The 21441-nt window shown below is 67.0% G+C and carries 21 protein-coding genes; 11 read left to right on the top strand and 10 right to left on the bottom strand.

Annotated elements, in window-relative coordinates; translation table 11 throughout:
- The first annotated feature begins 89 nt into the window (after window positions 1–89).
- Together AC30CM_RS09175 and AC30CM_RS09170 are read left to right on the top strand one after the other, a co-directional pair.
- Window positions 90–1022: a haloalkane dehalogenase gene (locus tag AC30CM_RS09175; protein WP_490116600.1), complete on the top strand. Its 933-nt coding sequence runs from the start codon at window positions 90–92 to the stop codon at window positions 1020–1022.
- A 179-nt stretch (window positions 1023–1201) separates the two neighbouring features.
- Window positions 1202–1837 (top strand): TetR/AcrR family transcriptional regulator, encoded by a 636-nt coding sequence (locus AC30CM_RS09170; protein ID WP_490116542.1) that lies wholly within the window; start codon window positions 1202–1204, stop codon window positions 1835–1837.
- An 871-nt stretch (window positions 1838–2708) separates the two neighbouring features.
- Here AC30CM_RS09170 and AC30CM_RS09165 read toward each other — a convergent pair.
- The 5 genes from AC30CM_RS09165 to AC30CM_RS09145 all read right to left on the bottom strand — a co-directional run bounded on the left by AC30CM_RS09165 (window position 2709) and on the right by AC30CM_RS09145 (window position 6233).
- Window positions 2709–3176 carry a nuclear transport factor 2 family protein gene (locus tag AC30CM_RS09165; RefSeq protein ID WP_490116541.1) on the bottom strand — a complete coding sequence of 156 codons (468 nt, stop codon included), beginning with the start codon at window positions 3174–3176 and terminating at the stop codon, window positions 2709–2711.
- 143 nt (window positions 3177–3319) lie between these two features.
- On the bottom strand, window positions 3320–3898 hold the full coding sequence (locus tag AC30CM_RS09160) for a hypothetical protein (RefSeq protein ID WP_490116599.1): 579 nt from the start codon (window positions 3896–3898) through the stop codon (window positions 3320–3322).
- A gap of 16 nt (window positions 3899–3914) precedes the next feature.
- A complete protein-coding gene (locus AC30CM_RS09155) occupies window positions 3915–5177 on the bottom strand; it encodes a molybdopterin-dependent oxidoreductase (protein WP_490116598.1) in 1263 nt (420 codons plus the stop codon).
- A 394-nt stretch (window positions 5178–5571) separates the two neighbouring features.
- Window positions 5572–6024, bottom strand: coding sequence for a cupin domain-containing protein (locus AC30CM_RS09150; RefSeq protein ID WP_490116540.1), 453 nt, complete (start codon window positions 6022–6024; stop codon window positions 5572–5574).
- 17 nt (window positions 6025–6041) lie between these two features.
- A complete protein-coding gene (locus AC30CM_RS09145; protein WP_490116539.1) occupies window positions 6042–6233 on the bottom strand; it encodes a hypothetical protein in 192 nt (63 codons plus the stop codon).
- Between the two features lie 243 nt (window positions 6234–6476).
- Between AC30CM_RS09145 and AC30CM_RS09140 the strand changes: the two genes are divergently transcribed.
- The 5 genes from AC30CM_RS09140 (at window position 6477) to AC30CM_RS09120 (ending at window position 11361) form a co-directional block, all read left to right on the top strand.
- Window positions 6477–7403 carry a LysR family transcriptional regulator gene (locus tag AC30CM_RS09140; RefSeq protein ID WP_490116538.1) on the top strand — a complete coding sequence of 309 codons (927 nt, stop codon included), beginning with the start codon at window positions 6477–6479 and terminating at the stop codon, window positions 7401–7403.
- Window positions 7404–7621: 218 nt separating this feature from the next.
- On the top strand, window positions 7622–8392 hold the full coding sequence (locus AC30CM_RS09135; protein ID WP_490116537.1) for an SDR family NAD(P)-dependent oxidoreductase: 771 nt from the start codon (window positions 7622–7624) through the stop codon (window positions 8390–8392).
- A gap of 428 nt (window positions 8393–8820) precedes the next feature.
- Window positions 8821–9579 (top strand): enoyl-CoA hydratase/isomerase family protein, encoded by a 759-nt coding sequence (locus AC30CM_RS09130; protein ID WP_490116536.1) that lies wholly within the window; start codon window positions 8821–8823, stop codon window positions 9577–9579.
- Entirely contained in the window at window positions 9576–10298 is a 723-nt protein-coding gene (locus AC30CM_RS09125; protein WP_490116535.1) for an SDR family oxidoreductase, read from the top strand. The genes AC30CM_RS09130 and AC30CM_RS09125 overlap by 4 nt, the downstream gene beginning before the upstream one ends.
- A 55-nt stretch (window positions 10299–10353) precedes the next feature.
- Entirely contained in the window at window positions 10354–11361 is a 1008-nt protein-coding gene (locus AC30CM_RS09120) for an LLM class flavin-dependent oxidoreductase (protein WP_490116534.1), read from the top strand.
- 272 nt (window positions 11362–11633) lie between these two features.
- Here AC30CM_RS09120 and AC30CM_RS09115 read toward each other — a convergent pair whose 3' ends face one another.
- The gene (locus tag AC30CM_RS09115) at window positions 11634–12842 is read right to left on the bottom strand and encodes a benzoate/H(+) symporter BenE family transporter (RefSeq protein ID WP_490116533.1); all 1209 of its coding nucleotides are present in this window, start codon (window positions 12840–12842) and stop codon (window positions 11634–11636) included.
- Between the two features lie 59 nt (window positions 12843–12901).
- Between AC30CM_RS09115 and AC30CM_RS09110 the strand changes: the two genes are divergently transcribed.
- Window positions 12902–13429, top strand: coding sequence for a helix-turn-helix domain-containing protein (locus tag AC30CM_RS09110; protein WP_490116532.1), 528 nt, complete (start codon window positions 12902–12904; stop codon window positions 13427–13429).
- Window positions 13430–13486: 57 nt separating this feature from the next.
- Here AC30CM_RS09110 and AC30CM_RS09105 read toward each other — a convergent pair whose 3' ends face one another.
- Together AC30CM_RS09105 and AC30CM_RS09100 are read right to left on the bottom strand one after the other, a co-directional pair.
- Window positions 13487–14989, bottom strand: a complete 1503-nt coding sequence (locus AC30CM_RS09105) for an APC family permease (protein WP_490116531.1) — start codon at window positions 14987–14989, stop codon at window positions 13487–13489.
- The gene (locus tag AC30CM_RS09100; protein ID WP_490116530.1) at window positions 14986–16251 is read right to left on the bottom strand and encodes a metal-dependent hydrolase family protein; all 1266 of its coding nucleotides are present in this window, start codon (window positions 16249–16251) and stop codon (window positions 14986–14988) included. The genes AC30CM_RS09105 and AC30CM_RS09100 overlap by 4 nt, the downstream gene beginning before the upstream one ends.
- Window positions 16252–16474: 223 nt before the next feature.
- Here AC30CM_RS09100 and AC30CM_RS09095 point away from each other — a divergent pair, with 223 nt between their 5' ends.
- From AC30CM_RS09095 to AC30CM_RS09085, 3 genes are all read left to right on the top strand, one after another.
- Window positions 16475–16972, top strand: coding sequence for an Lrp/AsnC family transcriptional regulator (locus AC30CM_RS09095; protein ID WP_490116529.1), 498 nt, complete (start codon window positions 16475–16477; stop codon window positions 16970–16972).
- Between the two features lie 221 nt (window positions 16973–17193).
- Window positions 17194–18699 carry an arylsulfotransferase family protein gene (locus AC30CM_RS09090; RefSeq protein ID WP_490116528.1) on the top strand — a complete coding sequence of 502 codons (1506 nt, stop codon included), beginning with the start codon at window positions 17194–17196 and terminating at the stop codon, window positions 18697–18699.
- A gap of 717 nt (window positions 18700–19416) precedes the next feature.
- Window positions 19417–19848, top strand: coding sequence for a hypothetical protein (locus AC30CM_RS09085; protein WP_490116527.1), 432 nt, complete (start codon window positions 19417–19419; stop codon window positions 19846–19848).
- 6 nt (window positions 19849–19854) lie between these two features.
- Here the strand turns inward: AC30CM_RS09085 and AC30CM_RS09080 are convergent, their stop codons facing one another.
- Both AC30CM_RS09080 and AC30CM_RS09075 read right to left on the bottom strand, forming a co-directional pair.
- Window positions 19855–20706: an enoyl-CoA hydratase gene (locus tag AC30CM_RS09080; protein ID WP_490116526.1), complete on the bottom strand. Its 852-nt coding sequence runs from the start codon at window positions 20704–20706 to the stop codon at window positions 19855–19857.
- A 112-nt stretch (window positions 20707–20818) separates the two neighbouring features.
- Entirely contained in the window at window positions 20819–21439 is a 621-nt protein-coding gene (locus tag AC30CM_RS09075) for a twin-arginine translocation pathway signal (protein WP_490116525.1), read from the bottom strand.
- Window positions 21440–21441: the final 2 nt, after the last annotated feature.

Raw genomic sequence — 21441 nt, 5'->3', positions numbered from 1 at the left:
CGAGTCGTTCGACCTCACCACCGGTGCTTACCACTCAGATCGTACTGATCAGTACAGTGAACGGCGACCAGCACTCGAGGAGAACCGCGATGCACATTCTCAGGACGCCAGATGACCGATTCGCCGGTTTGCCGGACTATCCGTTCGAACCGCACTACGTGGAAATCGAAGCTGGTGGCGGGGATCGCCTGCGGATCCACTACCTCGACGAAGGCCCGGTGGACGGCGAGGCCGTGCTGTTGTTGCACGGTGAGCCGTCCTGGTCTTTCTTGTATCGCCGGATGATTCCCGTGCTCGTCGAGGCCGGCTTGCGGGCGGTCGCCATCGACCTCGTGGGCTTCGGGCGTAGCGACAAGCCCGCCAGTCGCGCGGACTACAGCTATCAAAGGCATGTGGATTGGACGTGGGCTGCAATCGAGGCAATCGGATTGCCCCAGGTGACCTTGGTCTGCCAAGACTGGGGTGGCCTCATCGGGCTACGTCTCGTCGGTGAGCATCCCGACCGCTTCGCTCGGGTGATCGCGGCCAACACGTTCTTGCCCACCGGGGATCGGCACCCCGGTGAGGCGTTTCTCGCTTGGCAGCGATTCAGCCAGGAAACCCTCACCTTCACGACGGGCCACATCGTGAATGGCGGTTGCGTCACGGCGCTCACCGACGCCGTGGTCGCCGCCTACGACGCGCCATTTCCCGACGACTCGTTCACGCAGGGTGCGCGGCAGTTTCCCCTGCTGGTCCCCACGTCGCCCGAGGACCCGGCCGCACCGGCCAACCGGGCGGCGTGGGAGTCACTTCGACGATTCGACCGACCGTTCCTGTGCGCCTTCTCGGACTCCGATCCCATCACCGCCGGCGCCGACAGGGTGCTGCGAGCCGAGATACCGGGGGCCGCACCGTTCGAACCGGTGACCATCACTGGAGCCGGCCACTTCCTTCAGGAGGACAAGGGCGAGGAGTTGGCGAGGGAGGTCGTCGCGTTCATCGCCGCCACGGCACCCCCTCGCGGCGCCTCTGACGATTGACCTCCGTCCGCCTCGATGACGTCAGACCGTGGACACGAGCCGAGGCGACGGGGCGCATCCGACCCGCGTGGGCGGTGCCGTTCGTTGGCGAGTTCAGTGCGCCGAGAGCGCCGTCTGGGCTTGGTTCGCACTGGTGAGCAGGCCGCTCGGGCTTCACCTGCGCGACGATAGGATGACGCGTGTCCACTTCCGATCCAGCTGGGGCTGCGCGACCGCTTCCGGCCACTGCGCGGGGACGTCGCGTGAGAGCGCTCATCATCGACGCCGCTGCTACGTTGATGTATCAGCGGGGAGTGGGCGCCACCAGCCTTGACGACGTACTGGCCGCGGCGGGCTCCGGCAAGTCGCAGCTCTACCACTATTTCGTCGACAAGGCCGATCTCGTTCGCGCAGTCGTCGAACGGCAGTCGCACATCGTGCTGGCCCAGCAACCCCTCATTCACAGCGCGGACTCGTGGGCCGGCATCGATGCGTGGGCCGACGCGATTCTCGAAGCACACTCCGCACCTGGCGGACCGTTCGCGTGCCCTTTGGGAACGATGGCCGCGGAACTGAAGAACGACGAAGCCTTTCGACCGAGCCTGGAGACCGCATTCCGCCGGTGGGAGGCTCCCTTGGCGGAAGGCCTGCGTTCGATGCAAGAGCGGGGCGAATTGGCGGATACCGCCGACCCCGCCCGTCTGGCCGGCGGCGTCATCGCCGCGCTGCAGGGCGGAATGTTATTGGCCCGCGTGTACGGTGACATCGCACCGCTGCGAGACAGCCTCCGCGCGGCCGTGGCACATCTGCGGGAATGGCGGCCCGACCACTCGTAACCAAGCGTCGATCGTGCGGTAGAGGGAGTCCGCGAGATCGAGTTCATCCTCGTGCAACCGTGCCGGTACACGTCGGGTGAGTCGCGCAGACGCGCAGTTCGTGGCATGCCGCCGCTGTTCGAGAGCGTCGACCCGCCCCCAGTCACCATCGTGGGCCTCGGGGCGAACCGACGGGGTCGTGGTCGCCAACAGCACCATCCATCGTGACGAAGGCGGCAGGCGCCAACCATCCCGGATGTCCGCGATGCACCTCGCCAACGGCGCCGAGAACCCACACCATGTGTGCCGCATAGGCACTGCATTTCACGCAGTCCCGTAGGTGCGCGCGTACTCGTTGGCCAAGTCCGCGCTCCAACGAGCCCAAGACGTACTCGTCTGCGAGTTCGCAGACCGCATCACATTGCATGACGACGCGGTGTTTGGGGCCTCCGTACGTCACGATGAGGTCCGACCTCGGGGCCGCTCGCCTGGCACCGCCCGTGATCGACTGCGCCGAACCGCGGTCATGATCCCCCTGGTCGAGGCCGAACATCTCCTTGCGGTGACGTGCAACCGCTACCCCCGACGACGTGAACTCTCGGCACTATCGGACTCGCTGTCTCGCAGTCGATCTGGCCGACGGTTTGGTAGGCCTGGTCCATGTTGGTTGTCGGCACCCGAGGCCGCGCCGGCGGGTGGTGATGTCCGGTCCTTCCTGGTCGAGCGAAATCGTAGAGGCATGGCAGTGCCACGTCGCCGAGTGCAGCATGTCCTTCGCAGTGCCCTGATGCGGAGATCGGGACTCGCGGACGATGACCGCATCCCGCTCGCTGGAACGGGTCGCGACCCGTCCGGTGGCACAGGAACCGAGTCCCCAGGCATCACGGTCAAATCAGGCGTCCGACATGGTGCGTGTCTCGCTCCAGTCCAGAATCAAGGAGCGCGCGCCAAAATGCCAGCGCCCCTGCACCTTGACGAATTCGTCGTGATAGCGCAGCGCGGCGATCATCATCTTGCGCTGCCCCCCATCGCGATAGACGTGGTGGGCCAAGGTGTAGCTTTCGCCGGTTGCGGTGTCACCGTCGAGCACCACCGTGCTCTGCCCGTTGAAGTGTGTGGTCGCGTCGTAGCGCCGGAGGTCTTCGAATATCGGCGCCAGGGCGTCCCGCCCCTCGACGACATAGGTTGGCGCGGTCCCTTCCCCGTCCATGAACACCGAGAAGCGGGTGTTTGCCGTGAACAGGGCCATCTGGCCCTGCGCATCCCGGCGATCCGCGCAGTGCGCGTATGCGTCGAACAGTTCGCGAAGCGCGATCCGGTCGGCGATCTCCGACGACGGATCGAGGCTGACGTCACTCATGCGTTCCTTTCACTGGTTCATTTCTCGGTGCCCACACCTTCGAAGCCTCGTGGGCCGGTGACGCCGGCCGGGGGAATGCAGTAGAGGCCGGCGCCATCGTGTATCGGTGATTACGAACGTCTTTGACCAATCGGTGCGGCTCTCTAGTCACCCATCGCGGAACGTGATCCCCGTGAATCGGGTCGACGTGTCGGCGACTCAGGCGACTCGTCGGCGACGACCGACGTCGGCGGTGCGACGGTTGCCGTCGAACGGCGCAGCCGGACCGCGACGTTGACGACGTATGACGCCGCGGCGACAGCGTAGAAGGCAGCGGTCAAGAGCGCCCAGCGATGCATGAAGGGAGCCTGCGTCAGACCGGTCGCGTTGCGGTAGAACACCGCGCCCTGCTCGATGACGCCTGGCAGGAACAGCAGAAACGTCAGGGCAGCGGCCATCGTCGGGATTCGTAGGTAGTTGGTTGGGGGCACGAGGCGGTCGTCGTGTTGCCGAGGACCCCGACGGCCGGTCAAGAGTCGATCGACGACGGCGTAGAGGGGGAACAAGACGAGATCGTGTCCGATTACGGCAACCGCGAACCAGACGCCGATGGACTGCCACCACGTCGTTGAGTTGTAGAGATTGGACACCCCGAGTATCGAAATCGCGTAAGCGGCAACCGCCAGGGTGGCGGCAAGCACCAGGAAGTGCAGCGCGCGGTCGCCGTAGAGTCGTCGAAACAGGGCAGACGGGGCCACGTCAACTCTCCCGGAACTCGATCGTCGCCACCCACTTCGTGCAGTGAACCCCGGGGAGGGCCGGCACGATGATCCGGGCGGGGTACCCGTGATCCGGCGAGAGGTCCACCCCGTTGACCCGCATCGCCAGCAGCGCGTCTGGATCGAGCACCTGATTTCTCTGCAACCGTGCGTGATTGAAGGCGCCGAACCGTTCCAATGAGGTCACCATTGCCGACCCGGGTTGAGGTCGTCCTGCGGCCACCGCGAGATCACGCAACCGCACACCCGACCACGTTTGCACGGTGGACCAACCTTCCACGCAGGCCAGCGGTAGGTCGACGGTGTGCTGCGGCAAGGCGGCGAGCACCGCGCGATCGAGGCTCATCGGGCGAGTCCCGCCCAGCAGTTGCAAACGCCAACGATCACCCGTCAGCGCCGGATCGATGCGCGCTGACACCACGGTGCGGTTGATCTGGAAGTCGTTCGGACCGTCGCCAAGGCTACGCCCTCGCGGTAACAGCACCGCCAATGGCCGGGTCCATCCCCCGAGCGTCTGACCCGCAGAGAGAACCAGAACGAGGAGCGATCCACCGCCGACTACCGCCAAAGCCCCGCGACGACTCAGCGTGGGCTCATCGGGATCTCGGGCCACCAAACCCGCGTCGTCCAACGGTTCGGCCACGGTGTCCGCACGCGAGGTCCTCAGTACCTGCACGAACGAGCGAGACCGCAAGCTGCGAACCATGGTGGGTAACTTGAGGATCACGTGACAGGCGAACCCAGCGATGAAGATCCACGCGCCGAAGTAGTGCGCGGTGTAGAAGCTGAACCCAAAGATGTAGTCGTACTGGATGTTCAGCACGCCGGTGACGATCTCGAACAGGACCCCGCCAACGAGCAAGAGCAGTGAGATCCGCTCCAGCACCACGGACACGGAGCGAGCCGGGGGCCACGCGAACAGCCTCGGGATGACCGACCAGAGTTTGGCGAGCACCACGGGGACGAGCACCAGGCCAAGTCCGACATGGAGACCCTGGGTCATCCGGTACAGCCATGCCGGGCGGGTGGGCCAGTCGAAGGTGGGAAGCTTCAGCCAGCCGACGTCAACCGGGATGGCAGCTCCGAACCGTGGTCCGTAAGCGATGTAGGAAAGCAGACCGGTGACGATCACGATGGGCAGTGCCACCAGCAGCACCGCCCCGAAAACCGATGTCAGCCAGGGACCTCGCAAAGGGCTGCGCCATCGGATCCGAGCCAGCCCAGGCGGCGGATGTTGCTCCAGCGTTCGCCATGCGGATGACGGAAAGCCGTATCGCCGAGAGGCATTCGACGACGAGCCGATCGAACCGTCCTGGCCGGGTTGACCCTCCCCCGGTGACCTACCGACAGGGGTGTGCTTCATGGGATCCGGCTCGTCGACGGCTCGGGGGTGAGGTGTCACGGCGCAACCTCTTTCGAGTTCGGGTGTGGGAAGCGGAGAATGGCCCGCCAAGCTGCCGTCGCAGCACTGCGAGAGCGTCGTCGAACGTTGCCACTCGCGGTGGATCCGCCGTCATGCCGTCAGTCGATCCTCGCACGTCTAGACCGGCGTCGCCATCCGTTGTACCGAATAGTACATTCGGGTACGTCGCCATGGCGCAGGTCGGTGCGTGGCTACTCGTCTTCATTCGACCTGATCACGAAAAGCCACATCCGGGGTTGGGTGCGCTGTCGGCGGTCGGTGCGCCGGCCGGGTCGATGTACGTCACTTGCAACACGACCGGCACGCTGCCGAGGTTGCGTGCGATGTGCACGTGGTCGGGTCCCGTCGGGTCGCGGATGGGATCGCCGACGTCGTAGACGCCGTCGATCTGGCAATCGGACTCGTAATGCGTCAGGGTGCCCGCAGTGATCACACCGTAGATCTGCCCCTGGTGGGTGTGCCATCCCGTACTACCGCCAGGCGCGAGCGTTATCTCGCTGACGATGTAGTCCTTGCCACCTACCGTCTGCTTGGACAGGGTCACCGACCTCGCCCCGACGGTGGGCGTCGCGGCGGCGGTCGGCCCGTTCAGCCCCCACGCCCCCACCAGCGGCACCACCGACATCGCTACGACGGCCCAGCGGGTCAGCTCCGACCACTTGCTCACGAGTCCTCCTTCGCGTATCACCCATCGAGTAGAGCCCAGCACTCCAGCGGCGAGGCAGCCGTGTGGTCGAACGTGTCCGGCGAGGGCCCGTAGTCGTCCTGAGACTCGGCGCCAAGCGGGAAGACGTGCACGTGGGTCAGCGTCGCACCGGGATCCGCGACGTCGATGTCACCCCGGACGGTGTTCACCGTCGGACGCGCCGTCGCCATCCTTGACACGAAATCTCCCATCGGATCGCCGAGGTGCGCTCGTCACCAATGGCGGCACCTCAGTGTGTACCGAAGAGTACATACTGATTCTGCCGCCGTGCTGGCAGTGCGGTGATGCGTGGACCCGTCCGAGGCCTCGCGGATCTCCCACGGTGGTCGTCCCTTGGTCGTCGGCATGTGGTCGTCGGCATCGTCGGCCGTGAAGCCGTCCTCACGCCGCCGCACCGCTGCCATACTGGTGGGATGTCAGCCCTGCACGACCGGTCAATGAAGGATCTCGACCTGCGAAAGGTGCGCTATTTCGTCGCCCTCGCCGAAGAGCTGAACTACCGAGCGGCTGCCGGCCGCCTGCATCTCGCCCAGCCTGTGCTCAGCCGCCAGATCCGGGCTCTGGAACACGAGCTGGGAGTACAGCTCTTCGTTCGGGGCGCCACCGGAACCAGGCTCACGGCCGCCGGCGAGCAGCTTCTCGAGGACGCCGTGCCGCTGCTGACGAACGTGGAGTGCATCCGACGCCGAGTTGCCGTCGCCGCCAAGGTGTCTCCCACCTTCACCGTTGGTTTCATGCCTGGCCTGAGCATCACGTTCGCCATTCGCGCACTGGCCAACGTCTACCCCGACGTCTCGGTGGAGGTGCTGCGCACCGACTGGCTCGACCAGGTTCGCGTGCTCCACGACGGCCGGGCGGACATCGGGTTCGTCAGGATGCCGATCGACCTGTCCGGCCTGTCAACGGTAAGCCTCTTCTCCGAACCCCATGTCGCGGTCGTGCCCGCGGCACACCCACTGGCGGGGCGCGACACCGTCAGCATCACGGACCTGGCCGCTGACACGCTGCTGCAAAACCCCGACACCGTCCCGGAGTGGAAGTCCGTGCGCATGGACGCGACCTGCCGGGGACCGTCGCCGGCGGCTCGCAACGTCGAGGAAAAATTGGAATGGGTCGCCGGAGGCCGTGGATTCAGCGTGCTTCCGCAATCGGTGGCAAACTTCTACCGGCGACCCGACGTCGTGTCGTTGTCCTTGATCGACGTGTCGTCCAACGAAGTGCGGCTGGCCTGGCTCAGCGACCACGGCTCTGTAGTGCTCGAGGACTTCGTTCGCTTGGTCGACGCCCGCTTCGCGGCTGAACAGCAGATTTCTCAGGCACTGGCCAACGTTCCGCACTGACCGTCCGCTTGCCGCACGAGCTCCAACGCCCAACCGTCGCGTCACGCTCGACGCCGCGACGCATCGCGTGTCGACATGCGCCGCTCGCCGATCAGTCGAGTGCCGGCAACTTCTGATACCCCTTGGGTAACACGTGGGCGGCAAAAGGTCTTGGACGAATTTCGCCGTTCGTAGGCATCGTGGACCGCGACGCCTACGAACGGAGAGGACACGCGATCATGGCTCGGATCTTCATCACTGGATCGACCGACGGCCTGGGATTGATGGCTGCCACGCTGTTGGCCGAGGACGGCCACGAGGTCACCCTGCACGCGCGCACGGCCGAGCGCGCCGAAGACGCAATGGCCGCGCTGCCGGCCGCCGAGGGCGTGGCGATCGGCGACGTGTCGACCATCGAGGGGATGCGATCCGTTGCCGGGCAGGCCTCCGCGACAGGCTCCTTCGATGCGGTCATCCACAACGTCGGACTCGGGTACAACGCACCGCATCGGTTGAGCACAGACGATGGTCTCGCGCTGACCTTCGCCGTCAACGTGCTGGCGCCCTATGTCATCAGCGCACTGATTCCGAGGCCTCGACGTTCGATCTATCTGAGTTCGATCCTGCACCGCGACGGCCGATTCGGTCTGGAGGACCCACAGTGGGCGAGTCGTCCATGGGACGGCAACCAGGCCTACTCCGACAGCAAGCTGTTCGACCTGATGCTCGCGTTCGGCATCGCCCGCACATGGCCGGACGTCCTCGTCAATTCCGTTGAACCTGGCTGGGTGCCAACGAAACTGGGCGGCGCAGACGCCACCGACGATCTGGAGGCTGGACCCGTGACGCAGGCGTGGCTGGCAGTGAGCGACGACCCGGCGGCCAAGGTGACCGGACAGCACTTCTTCCACCAGAAGCCCGCCCAGACTCACCCTGATGCGCGCTCGGCCGAGAAGCAAGATGCCCTGCTCGACTACTGCGCGAGCTTGACCGACCTGAAGCTCGCCTAGCGACGTGGGGAGGACGTCGGGACAAGACCTGGGCCCCGCCCTTCGTGGCGTCAGTTGCCCCAGGGCCGACTGACGTGGGGCGCCGTACGGCCCCGGTGAGAGTGCCCTCCACCGCCACCGAGACGAGCGACCGCACTTCCCGGTCCCGCGCAACCCGTCCTGCCACCTGCAGCCATAAGCGTGCCCTATACCGGCCGTCACGACTCGTATGCGCCGGCGCGAGCATGTCGCCGACCGGTCGCGTTGACTCGGGATGTCGAAGGGAGATGTCACGAGCGACAGTGTGATGGCGGCGGAGACGACCGCCTGACTCACTGCGGTCGACGCCAGTTCACACCGCCTCCGCGAACTCGTCGAAGAAGTGGGCTGACCGTCAACGCCACATGCAGCTCTCGTCAACGACATTGATCCATCACGAAGGAGTCCCCATGTCCGATCCCGCCTACTTCACCCGCTACGAGAACCTCGCCTTCGAGCGCACCGACGACGGTGTGTTGACGATGCGATTCCACACCGACGGTGGCAGCGTCATCTTCACCGGGCAGACCCACGAGGACCTACCCAAGGCCCTCGAGGACATCGCCCTCGACTCCGAGAACAAGGCACTGATCCTGACCGGGACCGGAGACGCCTTCATGAGCGACATCGACGGTGACAGCCTCGGCGACATCTTCAAACCCCTCGTCTGGGAGAAGATTCGCCGTGAGGGCCTCGCCGTGTTGCAGCGGCTCCTGAGCCTGCCGATGCCGGTGGTCGGAGTCGCCAACGGCCCGGCCACGGTGCACTCCGAATACCTATTGCTGACCGACATCCACATTGCCTCCGACCGGGCCACCTACGGCGACTTCCCACATCCCACGTTCGGGATCACCGCAGGCGACGGTCTTCAGGTGGTGTGGGAGGAAATCGCGGGAACAGCTCGCGCCAAATGGTTGCTGTGGACCGGCGACACGATCGACGCCGCGACGGCCGAACGCTGGGGTGTGGTCAACGAAGTCGTACCGCACCACCGCGCCTACGACCGTGGCGTGGAACTCGCCCGCAGCCTGGCGGCCAAGCCTGCCTTGTACCGGTCCCTTCAGAAGCAGACCCTCAACCAGAAGCTGCTGCGCCGGATCGTCGAGGGAGTGCCCTTCGGGATGGCTTTGGAAGGCCTGACCGCAGCCGACCTGGCTTACCAACGGTGAGCGGCTCGGCGCCCAGAAGGGTCGTCGTCACCGGCGCCTCCAAGGGAATTGGGCTGGAACTCGCGAGATTGCTCGCCGAGGCCGGGCACCGCCCGGTCGGCATCGCCCGGACCGCACCGGATCAGTTCCCCGGCACCTTCGTCAGCGCCGACCTCGCAGACCGCGCCGAAACGGGCGCCGCGCTCATCCGGATTCTGGGCGAGGGTCCGGTTGACGCCCTGGTGAACAACGTAGGCCTCGTCCGTCCCGGACGCCTGGGCGCGGTGGATCTCGATGATCTCGCGGCCGTGTTCGACGTGAACGTCCGGGTGGCCGTTCAAGCCACCCAGGCCGTCCTCCCCGGAATGCTCGCCCAGCGCTGGGGACGCATCGTCAACGTCACCAGCCTGGTCACCGTGGGCATGGCAGAGCGCACCTCCTACGGTTCGGCCAAGGCCGCACTCGAGTTCTGCACCCGCGCGTGGGCCGCCGAACTCGCCGAGACCGGCGTCACGGTGAACGCGGTGGCCCCTGGGCCCACGGAGACCGAGTTGTTCCGGGCCAACAATGCGCCCGGTTCCGACGGCGAAGCGCGCTATCTCGACGCAGTGCCCATGCGCCGCTTCGGGACCCCGCGCGAGATCTCGGCGGCAGTGGCGTTCCTCCTGTCCGACGATGCGGCCTTCATCACCGGTCACGTTCTCCGCGCCGACGGCGGCGGCTCGATCGGTGGGGCGTGAAACGCCACGATGCCGCAACCGACGCAATCAACCCGCCGATGACAGGACGACCATCATGACCGACGTCGAACTCAGTGTGGGCCTCCCTCCGACATCGGAAGTGCCGCAACACTTTGCATACGCCGAAGCCCTCGGCTACACCCAGGGTTACGTGTTCGACACGGCGTTCCAGGGTGACGACATCTGGTACCAACTGCACCGTGCCGCGCAGGCCACGACGACGTTGCGGCTGGGACCCGGTGTGCTGATTCCCTCGCAGCGCCACCCGCTGGTCAACGCCGCACAAACGATCTCCTTGCACGAGTTGGCCCCGGGCCGGGTGACCACGTCGTTCGGCACCGGGTTCTCCAGCCGCGCCGCCATCGGTCAGCCACCGATCACGTGGTCCTACATGGAGGAGTACGTCCGCACCTACCAGAAACTTCTCGCCGGCGACACTGCCACGTGGGAAGGGCGTCCGTTGACCATGCTGCTACGTGGCACCTCCTGGGAAGACGTTCTGCCGCTACGCATCCCGCTGATCATGAGCGGCATGGGGCCCAAGGGGGGCGCCGTCTCACGTCGCCTCGGCGCCGTGGGGATGATGTCACTGTTCCAGGTCACCCCGCAGCAGCAGGACTACGACAAGCGCGTCGTCGTCGTCATGGGCACGGTCCTCGACGACGGCGAGTCGGTCGACTCAGAACGCGTCCGGGACACCGCAGGCGTCGTCGCAGCGGTGCAACTGCACTTCGCGTGGACGCTGCAGGGACCCGAGGCCGTGCTCGAGATGCCCGGCGGCAGGGAGTGGCTCGAGGTGGTCAACCGGTCTCCCGAGCACCTTCGCCACCTGGCGGTTCACCAGGGGCACCTGACGAGGATGAGCGACGCCGACTCCGCGGCGTGGGCGGCCGGCAGTCACGAACTGCTGCAGGGCAACACGCTGACTGGATCCACGGCCGAGGTGGCGGCTGCCATCCGTCGCCTCGTCGACGACGGCGCGACGGAGATACAGTTCCAGCCGACGGGTCCCGACATCCCCCGGGAACTCGAACGTTTCATGGCGGCAGCCCGCGTGGCGTGACGCGTTCCCGAGGGGCGCGTTCGACCAACCCGGCCCTCGGGCGACCACGACGTGACTGGGGACGGGCACGCCAGCCCGGGTACGACCGTGGCGATCACCAATGAAGAACGCACGTCGCCTCGAACTGCACTCCGCAGACACGTTGGCGGTCGGGGTCCACCCCGGTTTCATCGACACCGACATGACCGCCACCGTCAGCGACGCCACGAGTGCGGACGCAGCTGGCGGCGCGGCCGGCCCACCACCACCACCCGTGCCGGCGCGTCGAGAAGTCATGACTGGTCGCCCCCGCCCTCGGACGGGCTGGGATGCAGACCTTTCCGCAGCACGAACCGGTGGACGATCACGCCCATCAGGAGCGCCCAGAACGCCGCGCCGACCCCCGCTACCGTCGCTCCCGAGGCTGCGATCACCAGCGTCACCGCCGCCGGCAGGCGCGTCGAGGTGTCGGCCACGGCGTCGGCACACGCGCCGGCGAACGCACCGAGCAGCGCCACCCCGGCGACCGCCTGCACGAGCCCGGCCGGGGCGGCGAGCACGACGGCCGTCAAACCCGTCGAGACCAGACCGAGTGCGACGTACACCGTTCCGGCGGTGACTCCGGCCATCCAGCGACGCCGGGGATTGGGATCGGCATCCGGTCCGGCGGCCAACGCGGCGCTGATGGCGGCGAGGTTGACGGCATGACCACCGAACGGGGTCGCCACCAGGGAGGCGACTGCCGTCGCCGTCAGCGCCGGGCGCCAGGGAACGCGGTAGCCGAAGCCGGCCGTGACGGCGACGCCCGGGATGTTCTGCGCGGCCATGGTGACGATGTACAACGGCACGGCGATGCCGGCGATGGCCGCGCCCGTGAGGCTCGGCGCGGTGACCTGCAGGTGCGGAACCCATGACGAGGCCGCGGGCACCGTCTGGTCCCGCACCAACGTCACCGCCAGTACCAGCAGTGCGACGCCGAACGCCGCCGGTACCGCCCAGCGGGGCCGGGTTGCCGACACGACCAACCACACCACCAGCACTGGCGCAATCACCGCCGGATCGGCAGCCAGCGCGGTGACCGGAGCGATGCACAGCGGCAGCAGCACCCCCGCCAGCATCGCCTGGGCGACGGAGTGGGGAATGCGGGCCACGGCACGAGCCAGCGTCGGCCACAGCCCGGTGGCGAGCAGCAGCACCGCGGTGACGGCGAACGCGCCGACGGCCGCGGGCCACCCGCCGGCCACGGCGCCGGTGCTGATCAACAGTGCGGCTCCAGGCGTCGACCACGCACACGTGATCGGCATCCGAGACCGCCACGACAGCAGCACCGACGCGGCGCCCATCGCCACGCTCACCGCCATCAGGCCCGACGCCGCCTGCTCGGGATCAGCCCCTGCTGCCCGCAAACCGGCTAGGACCACGGCAAACGACGAGGTGAACCCGACCAGCGCGCACACCACACCGGCGCCTAGCGGCACCGCCTTCGATACGTCCTGATCCACCGATGACCAATCGTTCTGTAAACGGAACGCGTTCTGTTCACAGAACGTAGCATGGTCGGATGGATTCCGGAGACCTCGGTCGCCGACTGCGCGAGCTGCGCTCCGAGCGCGGGCTCACGTTGTCCGAACTCGCGCGTCGCGCCGGGGTGGGCAAGGGCTCGTTGTCCGAAATCGAGGCAGGCAAACGCAATCCCACGGTCGAGACCCTCTACGCGCTGTGCGCACCCCTGGACGTACCTCTGACCGCGCTCGTCGGTGAGACACCCGGCGCCCGCTCGGCCGCAGACGGCGGGATGCGGACGGTACTGCTGTCCGTTCGACACTTGCCCCGGGTCACCGTCGAGGTGTTCCGACTCGAGTTTCCCGTTGGCGCAGAGCATGTCTCGCCATCGCACGGCGCGGGTACCCGCGAACACCTCACGGTCGTGGACGGACGAGTGCTGGCCGGACCCGTCGGCGAAGAAACCCTGATCGAGGAGGGGGCGACACTGAGTTGGACGAGCGATCGGCGCCACCGGTTCGCCGCCGTCGACGGCGCGGCCGAGGCGATAGTGGTCATCACCACCGCGCGACCGCGCCCGACGTAGTTCGCCGTCCGACCCGGTCCGCCCCAATCGCACCGCGGGCGGGCCCCTCGCGCCGCGCTACCGCTCGACCTCGAGCGTGGTCAACGCGGCGTAGTCGGTGGGCCGGTTCCGCTTGAAGTGCGTGGCGAGCGCGGCGCCCGCCAGGACGGCGATCGGGATCGGGGCCAAGAGCAACGCGTTCACGATTCCGGAGGCTGCGGTGAGCAATTCGATCTGCGAGACGCTCAACGCGACGAGCCCGAAGAGGCCGACGGCGGCCACTGCCGGCGCGACCATCGTGCGCCACGGGCCGTGGCCGTGGCGGTCGCGGCGAAAGAACATGACGATGGCGACGGCGGCGATCCCCTCCAGGAGGAGGATCCCCAGCACTCCAGGCGCGGACGACCAGAGGAACACGACGAGGTAGGGGTCTGCGCCTGCCACGGCGGCGACTCCGAACACCACGAGGTTGATCACCACCTGCAAGGCGACCCCACCCGCCGGTGATCCGTGAGCCGGGCTGACCGCAGCCACCGGCTTCGGCAGCAGTTTCTCGCGGGCCAGCGTGAAGTGGTAACGCGCAGCAGCGTTGTGGAAGGCCAGGGCCGCGGCGAACGCACTCGTACAGAGCAATGCTTGCGCCGTATCCGACAGCCACGGCCCCACCCACGTCGCCATCGATTGGAAGGTCAGGTTCGACACGTCGTCGCCGCCTGCCACCCGAAGGGCGCCGTCGGGTCCATAGGCCATGAACACGCACCACACCGAGAAGGTGTAGAACAGGCCGAGGAACGCGATGGCGATGTAGGTGGCCCGCGGCACGGTCCGAGCCGGATCGCGGGCCTCCTCGGCGTAGAGGGCGGTGGCCTCGAAGCCGATGAAGCCGCCGGCGGTCAAGACCAGCATGGCGCCGAACCCGCTGTGAGTCAGTGCGGTTGGCGCGAAGACCTCGGTGGTGAACGCGACTCCGCCGTGGCCCCCCTGGCCGATCACGGCGATCTCGTAGACGAGCAACACGAGGACTTCGAGCCCCAGTGCGATACCCAGGACGCGGGCGCCGAGGGTCACCTTGAGGTACCCGAGCACGCCGACGCCCACGATCGCCAGCACCGCGATGGGTATCCAGTTGACGCTCACCCCGAGCAGGGAACTCAGTAGGCTCTGCGCGTAGAACGTGAATCCGGCGATGAGGCAGATCGTCATCGCGTTGTACGACACGACGGCGATGAAGGCACTTCCGACGGCCAACCGCCGTCCCAGGCCGTGCGCGATGTAGGAGTAGAACGCCCCGGCGTTGCGGATCAGGGGGCTCATGGCCGTGAATCCGACCGCGAACAGGAGCAGCACCAGGGCCGGGATCAGGTAGCCGTAGGCGGCCGAGGTCCCCCCGGTGCGGATCGCCAGGGGCACGACGCCCGCCACGACCGTCAACGGCGCTGCGGCCGCGACGACGAAGAACACCAGATCGGCCGTGCCCAGGCCTGCCGGCTTCAGGCTGCGTTCCAGCTGCCCATCGACCGTGGCGGGGTGGGTGATTCGAGCCGTCCCCGTCGCGTCTCGGGTTCGGCGACGGATGCTCACCGCGTCCCCGTGCCGCGACGGTCGTCGCGCAACACGTGCTCGCCGCGTCGCACGTAGCGCAGGTTGTCATACGTCAGATCGGTGATGGTGGACAGCGGGTCTCCGGCGACGATCAGGAAGTCGGCGCTCTTGCCGACCTCCAGAGAGCCGGTCTGGTCCGCCACGCGGAGCGCCTTGGCGCCGTTCAGGGTGGCCGCGACCAACGCCTCGGCGTTGGACATGCCGGTTTCGGCGAGCGAGTGCACCTCGGCGAGGCTGGTCTTCCCGTAGGGCACCAAGGTCGTGGAGAAGCTGTCGCTGCCCACGGCGATCGTCACACCGGCTTTGACCGACGCGGCGAAGTTGTCGGCGATGCGGTTCTTCTCCTTCTGCACCATCGTGTCACCGCGGTAGTGCTCCAAGCCCGGCCGCGGAGGTGGGGGGAATTCGTCCCACCACGGACCGAGCAGCAACTGCAGGGTGGGCACGTGGACGACGCTCTGCTCCACCATCATCGTGCGGCATTCGTCGTCGAGTTCCTCGCCGTGCTCCAACGTCGCGACTCCGGCCCGCAGGCAGTCCTTGGCTGCGGGCAGCGATTCGGCATGGGCCAACACGGCCATGTTGAGCATGCTGGCCTCGCGCACCACCATGGTGAGTTCGTCGAGGTCGTAGTGCTGGTCGGTCTCGAGTTCCTTGTCCCACATGCCGCCGCCGGTCGCCCAGATCTTGATGGCGTCGGCACCCATCCGGTTGAGCATGCGCACGGCCTTGCGGAGTTCCTCGGGCCCATCGGCGAGCATGCCCCACGGATGGCTGCGCTGGATCATGTCGCACGGCAGGTTGTGGGCGTCGCCGTGTCCCCCCGTGCGCGACAGACCCGGCCCGCACGCCACGATGCGTGGGCCCGGGAAGTGGCCGTTGTTGACCAACCACTTCAGCTTGAGACCGTTGCGGGAGATGTCGCGCACGGTGGTGACACCGTGGGTCATCAGCGTCCGCATCTGCTGGGTGGACAACATGGCCTGCTGTCGGTCGTCCTCCAGCACCCACGTCTGATAGTCGGCGCTGGAGGTGCCACCCAGGTGCGTGTGACAGTCGACGATTCCCGGCATGACGGTCTGGTCACCGGCGTCGATCACCTCCGCGCCGTTCGGGCGGGCGATCGTGTCCCTGGGCCCGACGGCATGGATGCGACCCGCCCGCACCACCATCGCCGCGTCGTCGATCACCTCGCCCGTGCCGACGATCAGCCGGCCAGCGTGCACGAGCAACTCGGTCATCGTGTCCCCACCTTCATAATGATGTTCTCAGTGTGCGTTGGCCTTCATATTGAAGCACCAACCGGCAGTAGTGCAAGAGTAATGATGGAACGAAGGGGGACGCACCGGCATGTCTGGTGGCCGGGGGACGGCGGTGACACACCCGCGCCGTCGCCATGCTGCCGGTGTGCCACGTCGATCGGCGTCTAACCTCTACACACGACCCGCAGCGGAAGGAAAGCCGATGACACCTGCTGATCGACATCAGCTGGTGCCCGCCAAGCTCGACGAGATCGACCGCAAGCTCGTCAGCCTGTTGCAGCAAGATGGCAGGTTGGCGTTCACCGCGATGGCGAAGTCGGTGGGCCTCTCCCACGCGACGGTCCGGCAGCGGATTCAGCGCCTCCTCAACGAGAACGTCCTCAACGTCGGCGCCGTCACCCATCCCGCCACGCACGGTTACGCCCGTTCGGCGATGGTGTGCATCTCGGTCGACCACCGCGTCGACGAGGTCAGTACCGCTCTTGCCGAGTTCGACCAGATCTACTACATCGTCACCACGAACGGCCGTTACGACCTGCTCGCCGAGGTCATGGCCGAGGACGACCGTGACCTCCAGGCCCTGGTGATGCGCATCAGGTCGGTACGGGGCGTCGTCTCCACCGAGACCATCCCCTTCATCGACACCGTGAAGTGGGTCTTTCGACCCGGGTTCACCGAGGACCGCCGCGAATCACCCTAGCCCGCACGGTCTCCCGACCCGCTGCCCGATTCTCCTGCCGGACCCGCATCGCCGTGACATCGGGGCGACCCGTCGGCCGCCGCGCCAGACGACGCCGCGCTCTCGGCGGTCCCGTGTCATAGGGACCGCACATGTGCGGCACAGCCGCGAGAGGGGATGCCTCGCTACCGTCGAAAGGGTTCCCCCGCCGAGTGTTCGGCGCCGGCGCCGAGGAGGCATCGATGGATTCGTGGCGTCGTTCGGCGGTTCTCACCGCACTGTGCACCGTCGTAGCGGTGACGCTGGCGGCCTGCGGCTCGAGCGCCAGGCCGGCGCCGAGCGAGGCGGGCACCCCGGGCGCCGCGTTCACCGGCACTCCGGTCGCCGACCTGCTGCCCGGAGGTACCTACCGCGTCAACGTGAACGAGCCGGACGGTCTGACCGGAGACGTCTTCTACACCACCGGCTTCAGTGCTGCGGTCGACCTGAACAAGGCGCCGTCACCGAACTCGATCAGTCCGAATCCCGCCGCCTCGGGAACGGGCCGCTCCGGTGTGCGGATCATGTCCAAGGACGGACACCTCCTATGGGGCTGGAATGCTCCGGCAGGTAAGGGCACCAACAACTTTCGCACCCAGACTCTCCATGGCGCACCCGTGCTGACCTGGTGGGTCGGTGAACGCGTGAACGGCCACGGCACGGGCGAGGACTACATCGTCGATTCGCACTATCACCTCATCAGGACCCTCACCCCCGGTGACGGGCTGAGTTCCGATGCTCACGAATTCCGCCTCACTCCCGACGGCCATGCCCTCATCACGTCCTACCGGGAAGTCAGCACCGACCTCTCCTCCGTCGGTGGCCCCAAGGACGGCAAGATGTACGACTGCATCGCCTCCGTGGTCGACGTGGCGACCGGGAAGCCCCTGCTGCACTGGGACGCAATGCAACACGTCCCCCTCACCGACAGCTACCAGGAGTACGTCCCCGACCGGGTGTGGGACCCGTACCACATGAACTCCATCGCGCTCGACCCGTCGGGAAATCTCGTGATCTCGCTGCGGCACGCGTCGACGGTGGTCGACGTCGACCCCAGCTCGGGGAGCATCGACTGGCAGCTGGGAGGCAAACGGTCCACCTACCGGTTGACCGACGGTGTCGAGTTCGCATTCCAACACGATGCCGAAATGCCCGACGCACACACCGTGACGCTGTTCAACAACGATTCCAGCTCAGGGAAGGTCGGCGGCGGACCGTCGAGCCTGGAATGGATCCACCTCGATCCCACCACCCATGTCGCGACCCTCGTCCGCAACCAACGACATCCGGACAACCTGGTCGCCGGCGCCATGGGCAACCTGCAGCAGATCGGGAACGGGGATGCGTTCTCGGGCTGGGGTACTGCCGGGCACATCTCGGAATTCGCGGCTGACGGCACCATGCTCTACGACGTGTCACTGCCCGGTGCCGGTACCTACCGGGCCTACTTCGACGGCTGGCAAGGCACTCCCGACGGCAGGCCCAGCGTACGGATCGACGGCACCACCGGTCACGCGCAGTGGAACGGGGCCACCGCGGTCGCACGATGGAAGGTGCTCTCCGGCAGCGACGCGCAACACCTCACCAGCTCCATGACCATTCCCAGCACCGGTGCCGACAGCACCTTCCCCGTCCCGGAGGCCGGACGGTACTACCAGGTGCAGGCCCTCGACACCAGCGGAACCGTCATCGGCACGTCTTCCCCGTGACCGGCGATTCGCGGGTTCCGTCGACTTGACCATGATGGAGCTGCGATGTTTCGGACACCATGTCCTCGAACACCATGTCCTCCAACCCCATGTCCTCCAAAACCTGTCCGAGCCAGTAACGACCGTAGGCGCACGTACCTTCAACCCTCGGCCTCTCGGAGCTGCCAAACATGATGGAAGTCGACGTCGTTGGTTCCGGTCATGTCGTCAACGCGACGCTTCCTCACCGACTCGCGCCCGCCCCGGCGCATGGTCAACGCATCAAGCAACACGGGTTCCCTGGCCCTCACACCTGGACCAATCATGGTGCCTACGCGCCGTCACGCGGATGCTCTCAACGCTCCCAGCGTTCCGCTGCAGTTCCGACGGGGCGTTCAGGCTACCCATTGCCTGACCAACGTGGTCATCGTCGTCGTGGTCGCTGTCCCCGAGCGCCGCCAGCGCCGATGGCGGCCGAGCGGTGTGCGACACTTCGCGAATACCACGTTGCAACACTTCAAGCGGCTCGCACCTCCTAGTGGACGAGCCCGTCTGCTGGCCGTCGACGTGGCTGAGCGGACGACCACGTCGATAGCGCAGGTGACGGCAGGGCGCGTATTCCGTTCGACGTCGTCCCGCTCAACGGACGCACCGTGCGTCGATGCCGCGAGCGCGTGTCAGCGTGTGGTGCGGTCCACGGGTGGGTCTCCGACCACCGGGTAGGCAGGAGGGGACGACATGAAGTCGATGCTGCTGGCCCTGGTGGTGGCGGGCACGCTGGCCACCGGAGCGCCTCCCGCCGGCGCCGACACGCCGCACGGCAACTTCGAACTACGTCTCGACGGCAGGTACGACTTCCACACGTGGATCTGGGCGCTGGCCCGGTGCGACGGCGATTGCGTCCACGTCCAGGCGATCCCCCAACCGGTCGCGCACGCGTTTCCGTACTCGGGTGACGCGCACCTCGAGGACGGCCGGTACGTCTTGGCCGTCGACGTCCCCGACGGATTGCGTTGCGGCAACGTGTACTACGGCGCGACGATACCCACCCACGACGTCTACTCCTGGGACGCCATCACCCGCGTCGGCGTACTGACGTCCTCCTTCGATGCCGGCTGCGACGGCGCTCCCGGGACTCTGACCTACCCGTTCACGCTGTCGCTGATGTAGGCCGCGTCAGCGGGGTGCGCGGCCGGCCATGGTCTTCGCGTCCATTCCGCCCAACGAGCCGGCCCCCGTCTCGGCGTTGTGGGCGTGCGCAAAGTGGTGCAGCCCGAAGACGGAGTCCATGCCGTTTCGCAGTCCCATCTGGTCCTCGCACTGGTTGACCGCGCGCTTGGCCAAGGCCAACCCGAAGGGGGGCATCTGCGCGATCCGATCGGCAAGTCCGAATGTCGTCGACTCCAATGCGTCCCGCGGGACCACGCTGTTGACCATCCCCACCTCGTAGGCCCGTTGCGCAGTGAAGCGGTCGGCGGTGAAGAGCATCTCCTTGGCGAAACGGGCGCCGACGACCCACGGGTGGGCGAAGTACTCGACGCCGGGTATCCCCATCCGGACGACGGGGTCGGCGAAGAACGCGTCGTCGGCCGCGACGATGACGTCGCACACCCAGGCCAGCATCAGGCCGCCGGCGATGCACGCACCGTGCACCATCGCGATCATGGGCTTCGGAATGTCCCGCCAGCGGCGACACATTCCGAGGTAGACCTCCATCTCACGGGCATAACGCTGATCGCCCCCACCCTTGCCGACGTGGTCCCACCACAGCACGGCACGATTGTCGTAGGACACGTCGTGGTCGCGTCCCGGCGTACCGATGTCATGGCCCGCGCTGAAATGCTCGCCGTTGCCGGCGAGTACGATCGCACCGATACCGTCGTCGTCCACGGCGCGCTGGAACGCCGCATCCAACGCATAGGTCATCACGGAGTTCTGGGCGTTGCGATAACGGGGGCGATTCATCGTCACCACCGCTATCCGACCGGTGGACCGGTAGGTCACCACGTCGTCCTCAGATGTCGCCATACCGACCCTTCGTCCACTCGCCGTCTCGGGTTCCCAGAGTGCCGGGAACGAAGGCCATGCGGCACAACGGCTTCCGCTCATCGGGAGTGGAGCGGCTCACACAGGCGGGCGTTCAGGCCGGATCGAACGACGAGATCCGCCAGGTGCCGTCGATCTTCGTGAGCCCCACCTTGACGCTGCTCGCGGCCTGGGCGGGAGTCGGATTGTCGCGACTGGTGGTCGACTGGTTGATGAACAGCAGCACCTGCGCCGTGTCGGGGCGGGCGTCGATGACGGCGGCGCGCGCCACGGCCGCGGAGGCGTGGACGTCCTTCTGCTTGGCCGCGGGTGTCAGGATCTGCTCGGCGAATTGGCCGTAGTAGGTGAGGAAGTCGCCGGTGAGATGGGACCGCGCGGCGGCGAGGTCGCCGTCGAGGCTGGCAGGCGCATACGACAGCAGTGCCACGGCCCCCTCCTGCGCGGCGGCCAGCGCCTGGTCGCGTGCCACGGCCGTCTCACGGTCCTCGCGATGGGGTCCGAAGAAGACCGCAGCTGCCACCGCGGCGGATACCAGCAGGAAGGCGAGCACCGCGAGCAGGCGCCAGCGCGCAAGCGCGCGACGCGTCCAGCTCGTGGACGGGGTGTCGTCGGTGTCGGACGGTTCGGCATCGGATGCAGCGGCGTCGGATGCCGAACCGTCGGATGCTGGGGCGGCCGTGGGCGTTTCGGTGGACGTGTCTTCGTCGATACTCATGG

It is taken from the genome of Mycobacterium sp. DHQP2018-32-09, assembly GCF_058148405.1.
Note: the sequence above shows the minus strand (reverse complement) of the source record. Positions and strands in the feature narration are given on the sequence as shown.

Coding starts and splice junctions, on each gene's coding strand:
- AC30CM_RS09175 (WP_490116600.1), top strand. CDS start 90: ATGCACATTCTCAGGACGCCAGATGACCGATTCGCCGGTTTGCCGGAC.
- AC30CM_RS09165 (WP_490116541.1), bottom strand. CDS start 3,176: ATGAGTGACGTCAGCCTCGATCCGTCGTCGGAGATCGCCGACCGGATC.
- AC30CM_RS09145 (WP_490116539.1), bottom strand. CDS start 6,233: ATGGCGACGGCGCGTCCGACGGTGAACACCGTCCGGGGTGACATCGAC.
- AC30CM_RS09140 (WP_490116538.1), top strand. CDS start 6,477: ATGTCAGCCCTGCACGACCGGTCAATGAAGGATCTCGACCTGCGAAAG.
- AC30CM_RS09135 (WP_490116537.1), top strand. CDS start 7,622: ATGGCTCGGATCTTCATCACTGGATCGACCGACGGCCTGGGATTGATG.
- AC30CM_RS09130 (WP_490116536.1), top strand. CDS start 8,821: ATGTCCGATCCCGCCTACTTCACCCGCTACGAGAACCTCGCCTTCGAG.
- AC30CM_RS09120 (WP_490116534.1), top strand. CDS start 10,354: ATGACCGACGTCGAACTCAGTGTGGGCCTCCCTCCGACATCGGAAGTG.
- AC30CM_RS09110 (WP_490116532.1), top strand. CDS start 12,902: ATGGATTCCGGAGACCTCGGTCGCCGACTGCGCGAGCTGCGCTCCGAG.
- AC30CM_RS09100 (WP_490116530.1), bottom strand. CDS start 16,251: ATGACCGAGTTGCTCGTGCACGCTGGCCGGCTGATCGTCGGCACGGGC.
- AC30CM_RS09095 (WP_490116529.1), top strand. CDS start 16,475: ATGACACCTGCTGATCGACATCAGCTGGTGCCCGCCAAGCTCGACGAG.
- AC30CM_RS09090 (WP_490116528.1), top strand. CDS start 17,194: ATGGATTCGTGGCGTCGTTCGGCGGTTCTCACCGCACTGTGCACCGTC.
- AC30CM_RS09085 (WP_490116527.1), top strand. CDS start 19,417: ATGAAGTCGATGCTGCTGGCCCTGGTGGTGGCGGGCACGCTGGCCACC.
- AC30CM_RS09080 (WP_490116526.1), bottom strand. CDS start 20,706: ATGGCGACATCTGAGGACGACGTGGTGACCTACCGGTCCACCGGTCGG.
- AC30CM_RS09075 (WP_490116525.1), bottom strand. CDS start 21,439: ATGAGTATCGACGAAGACACGTCCACCGAAACGCCCACGGCCGCCCCA.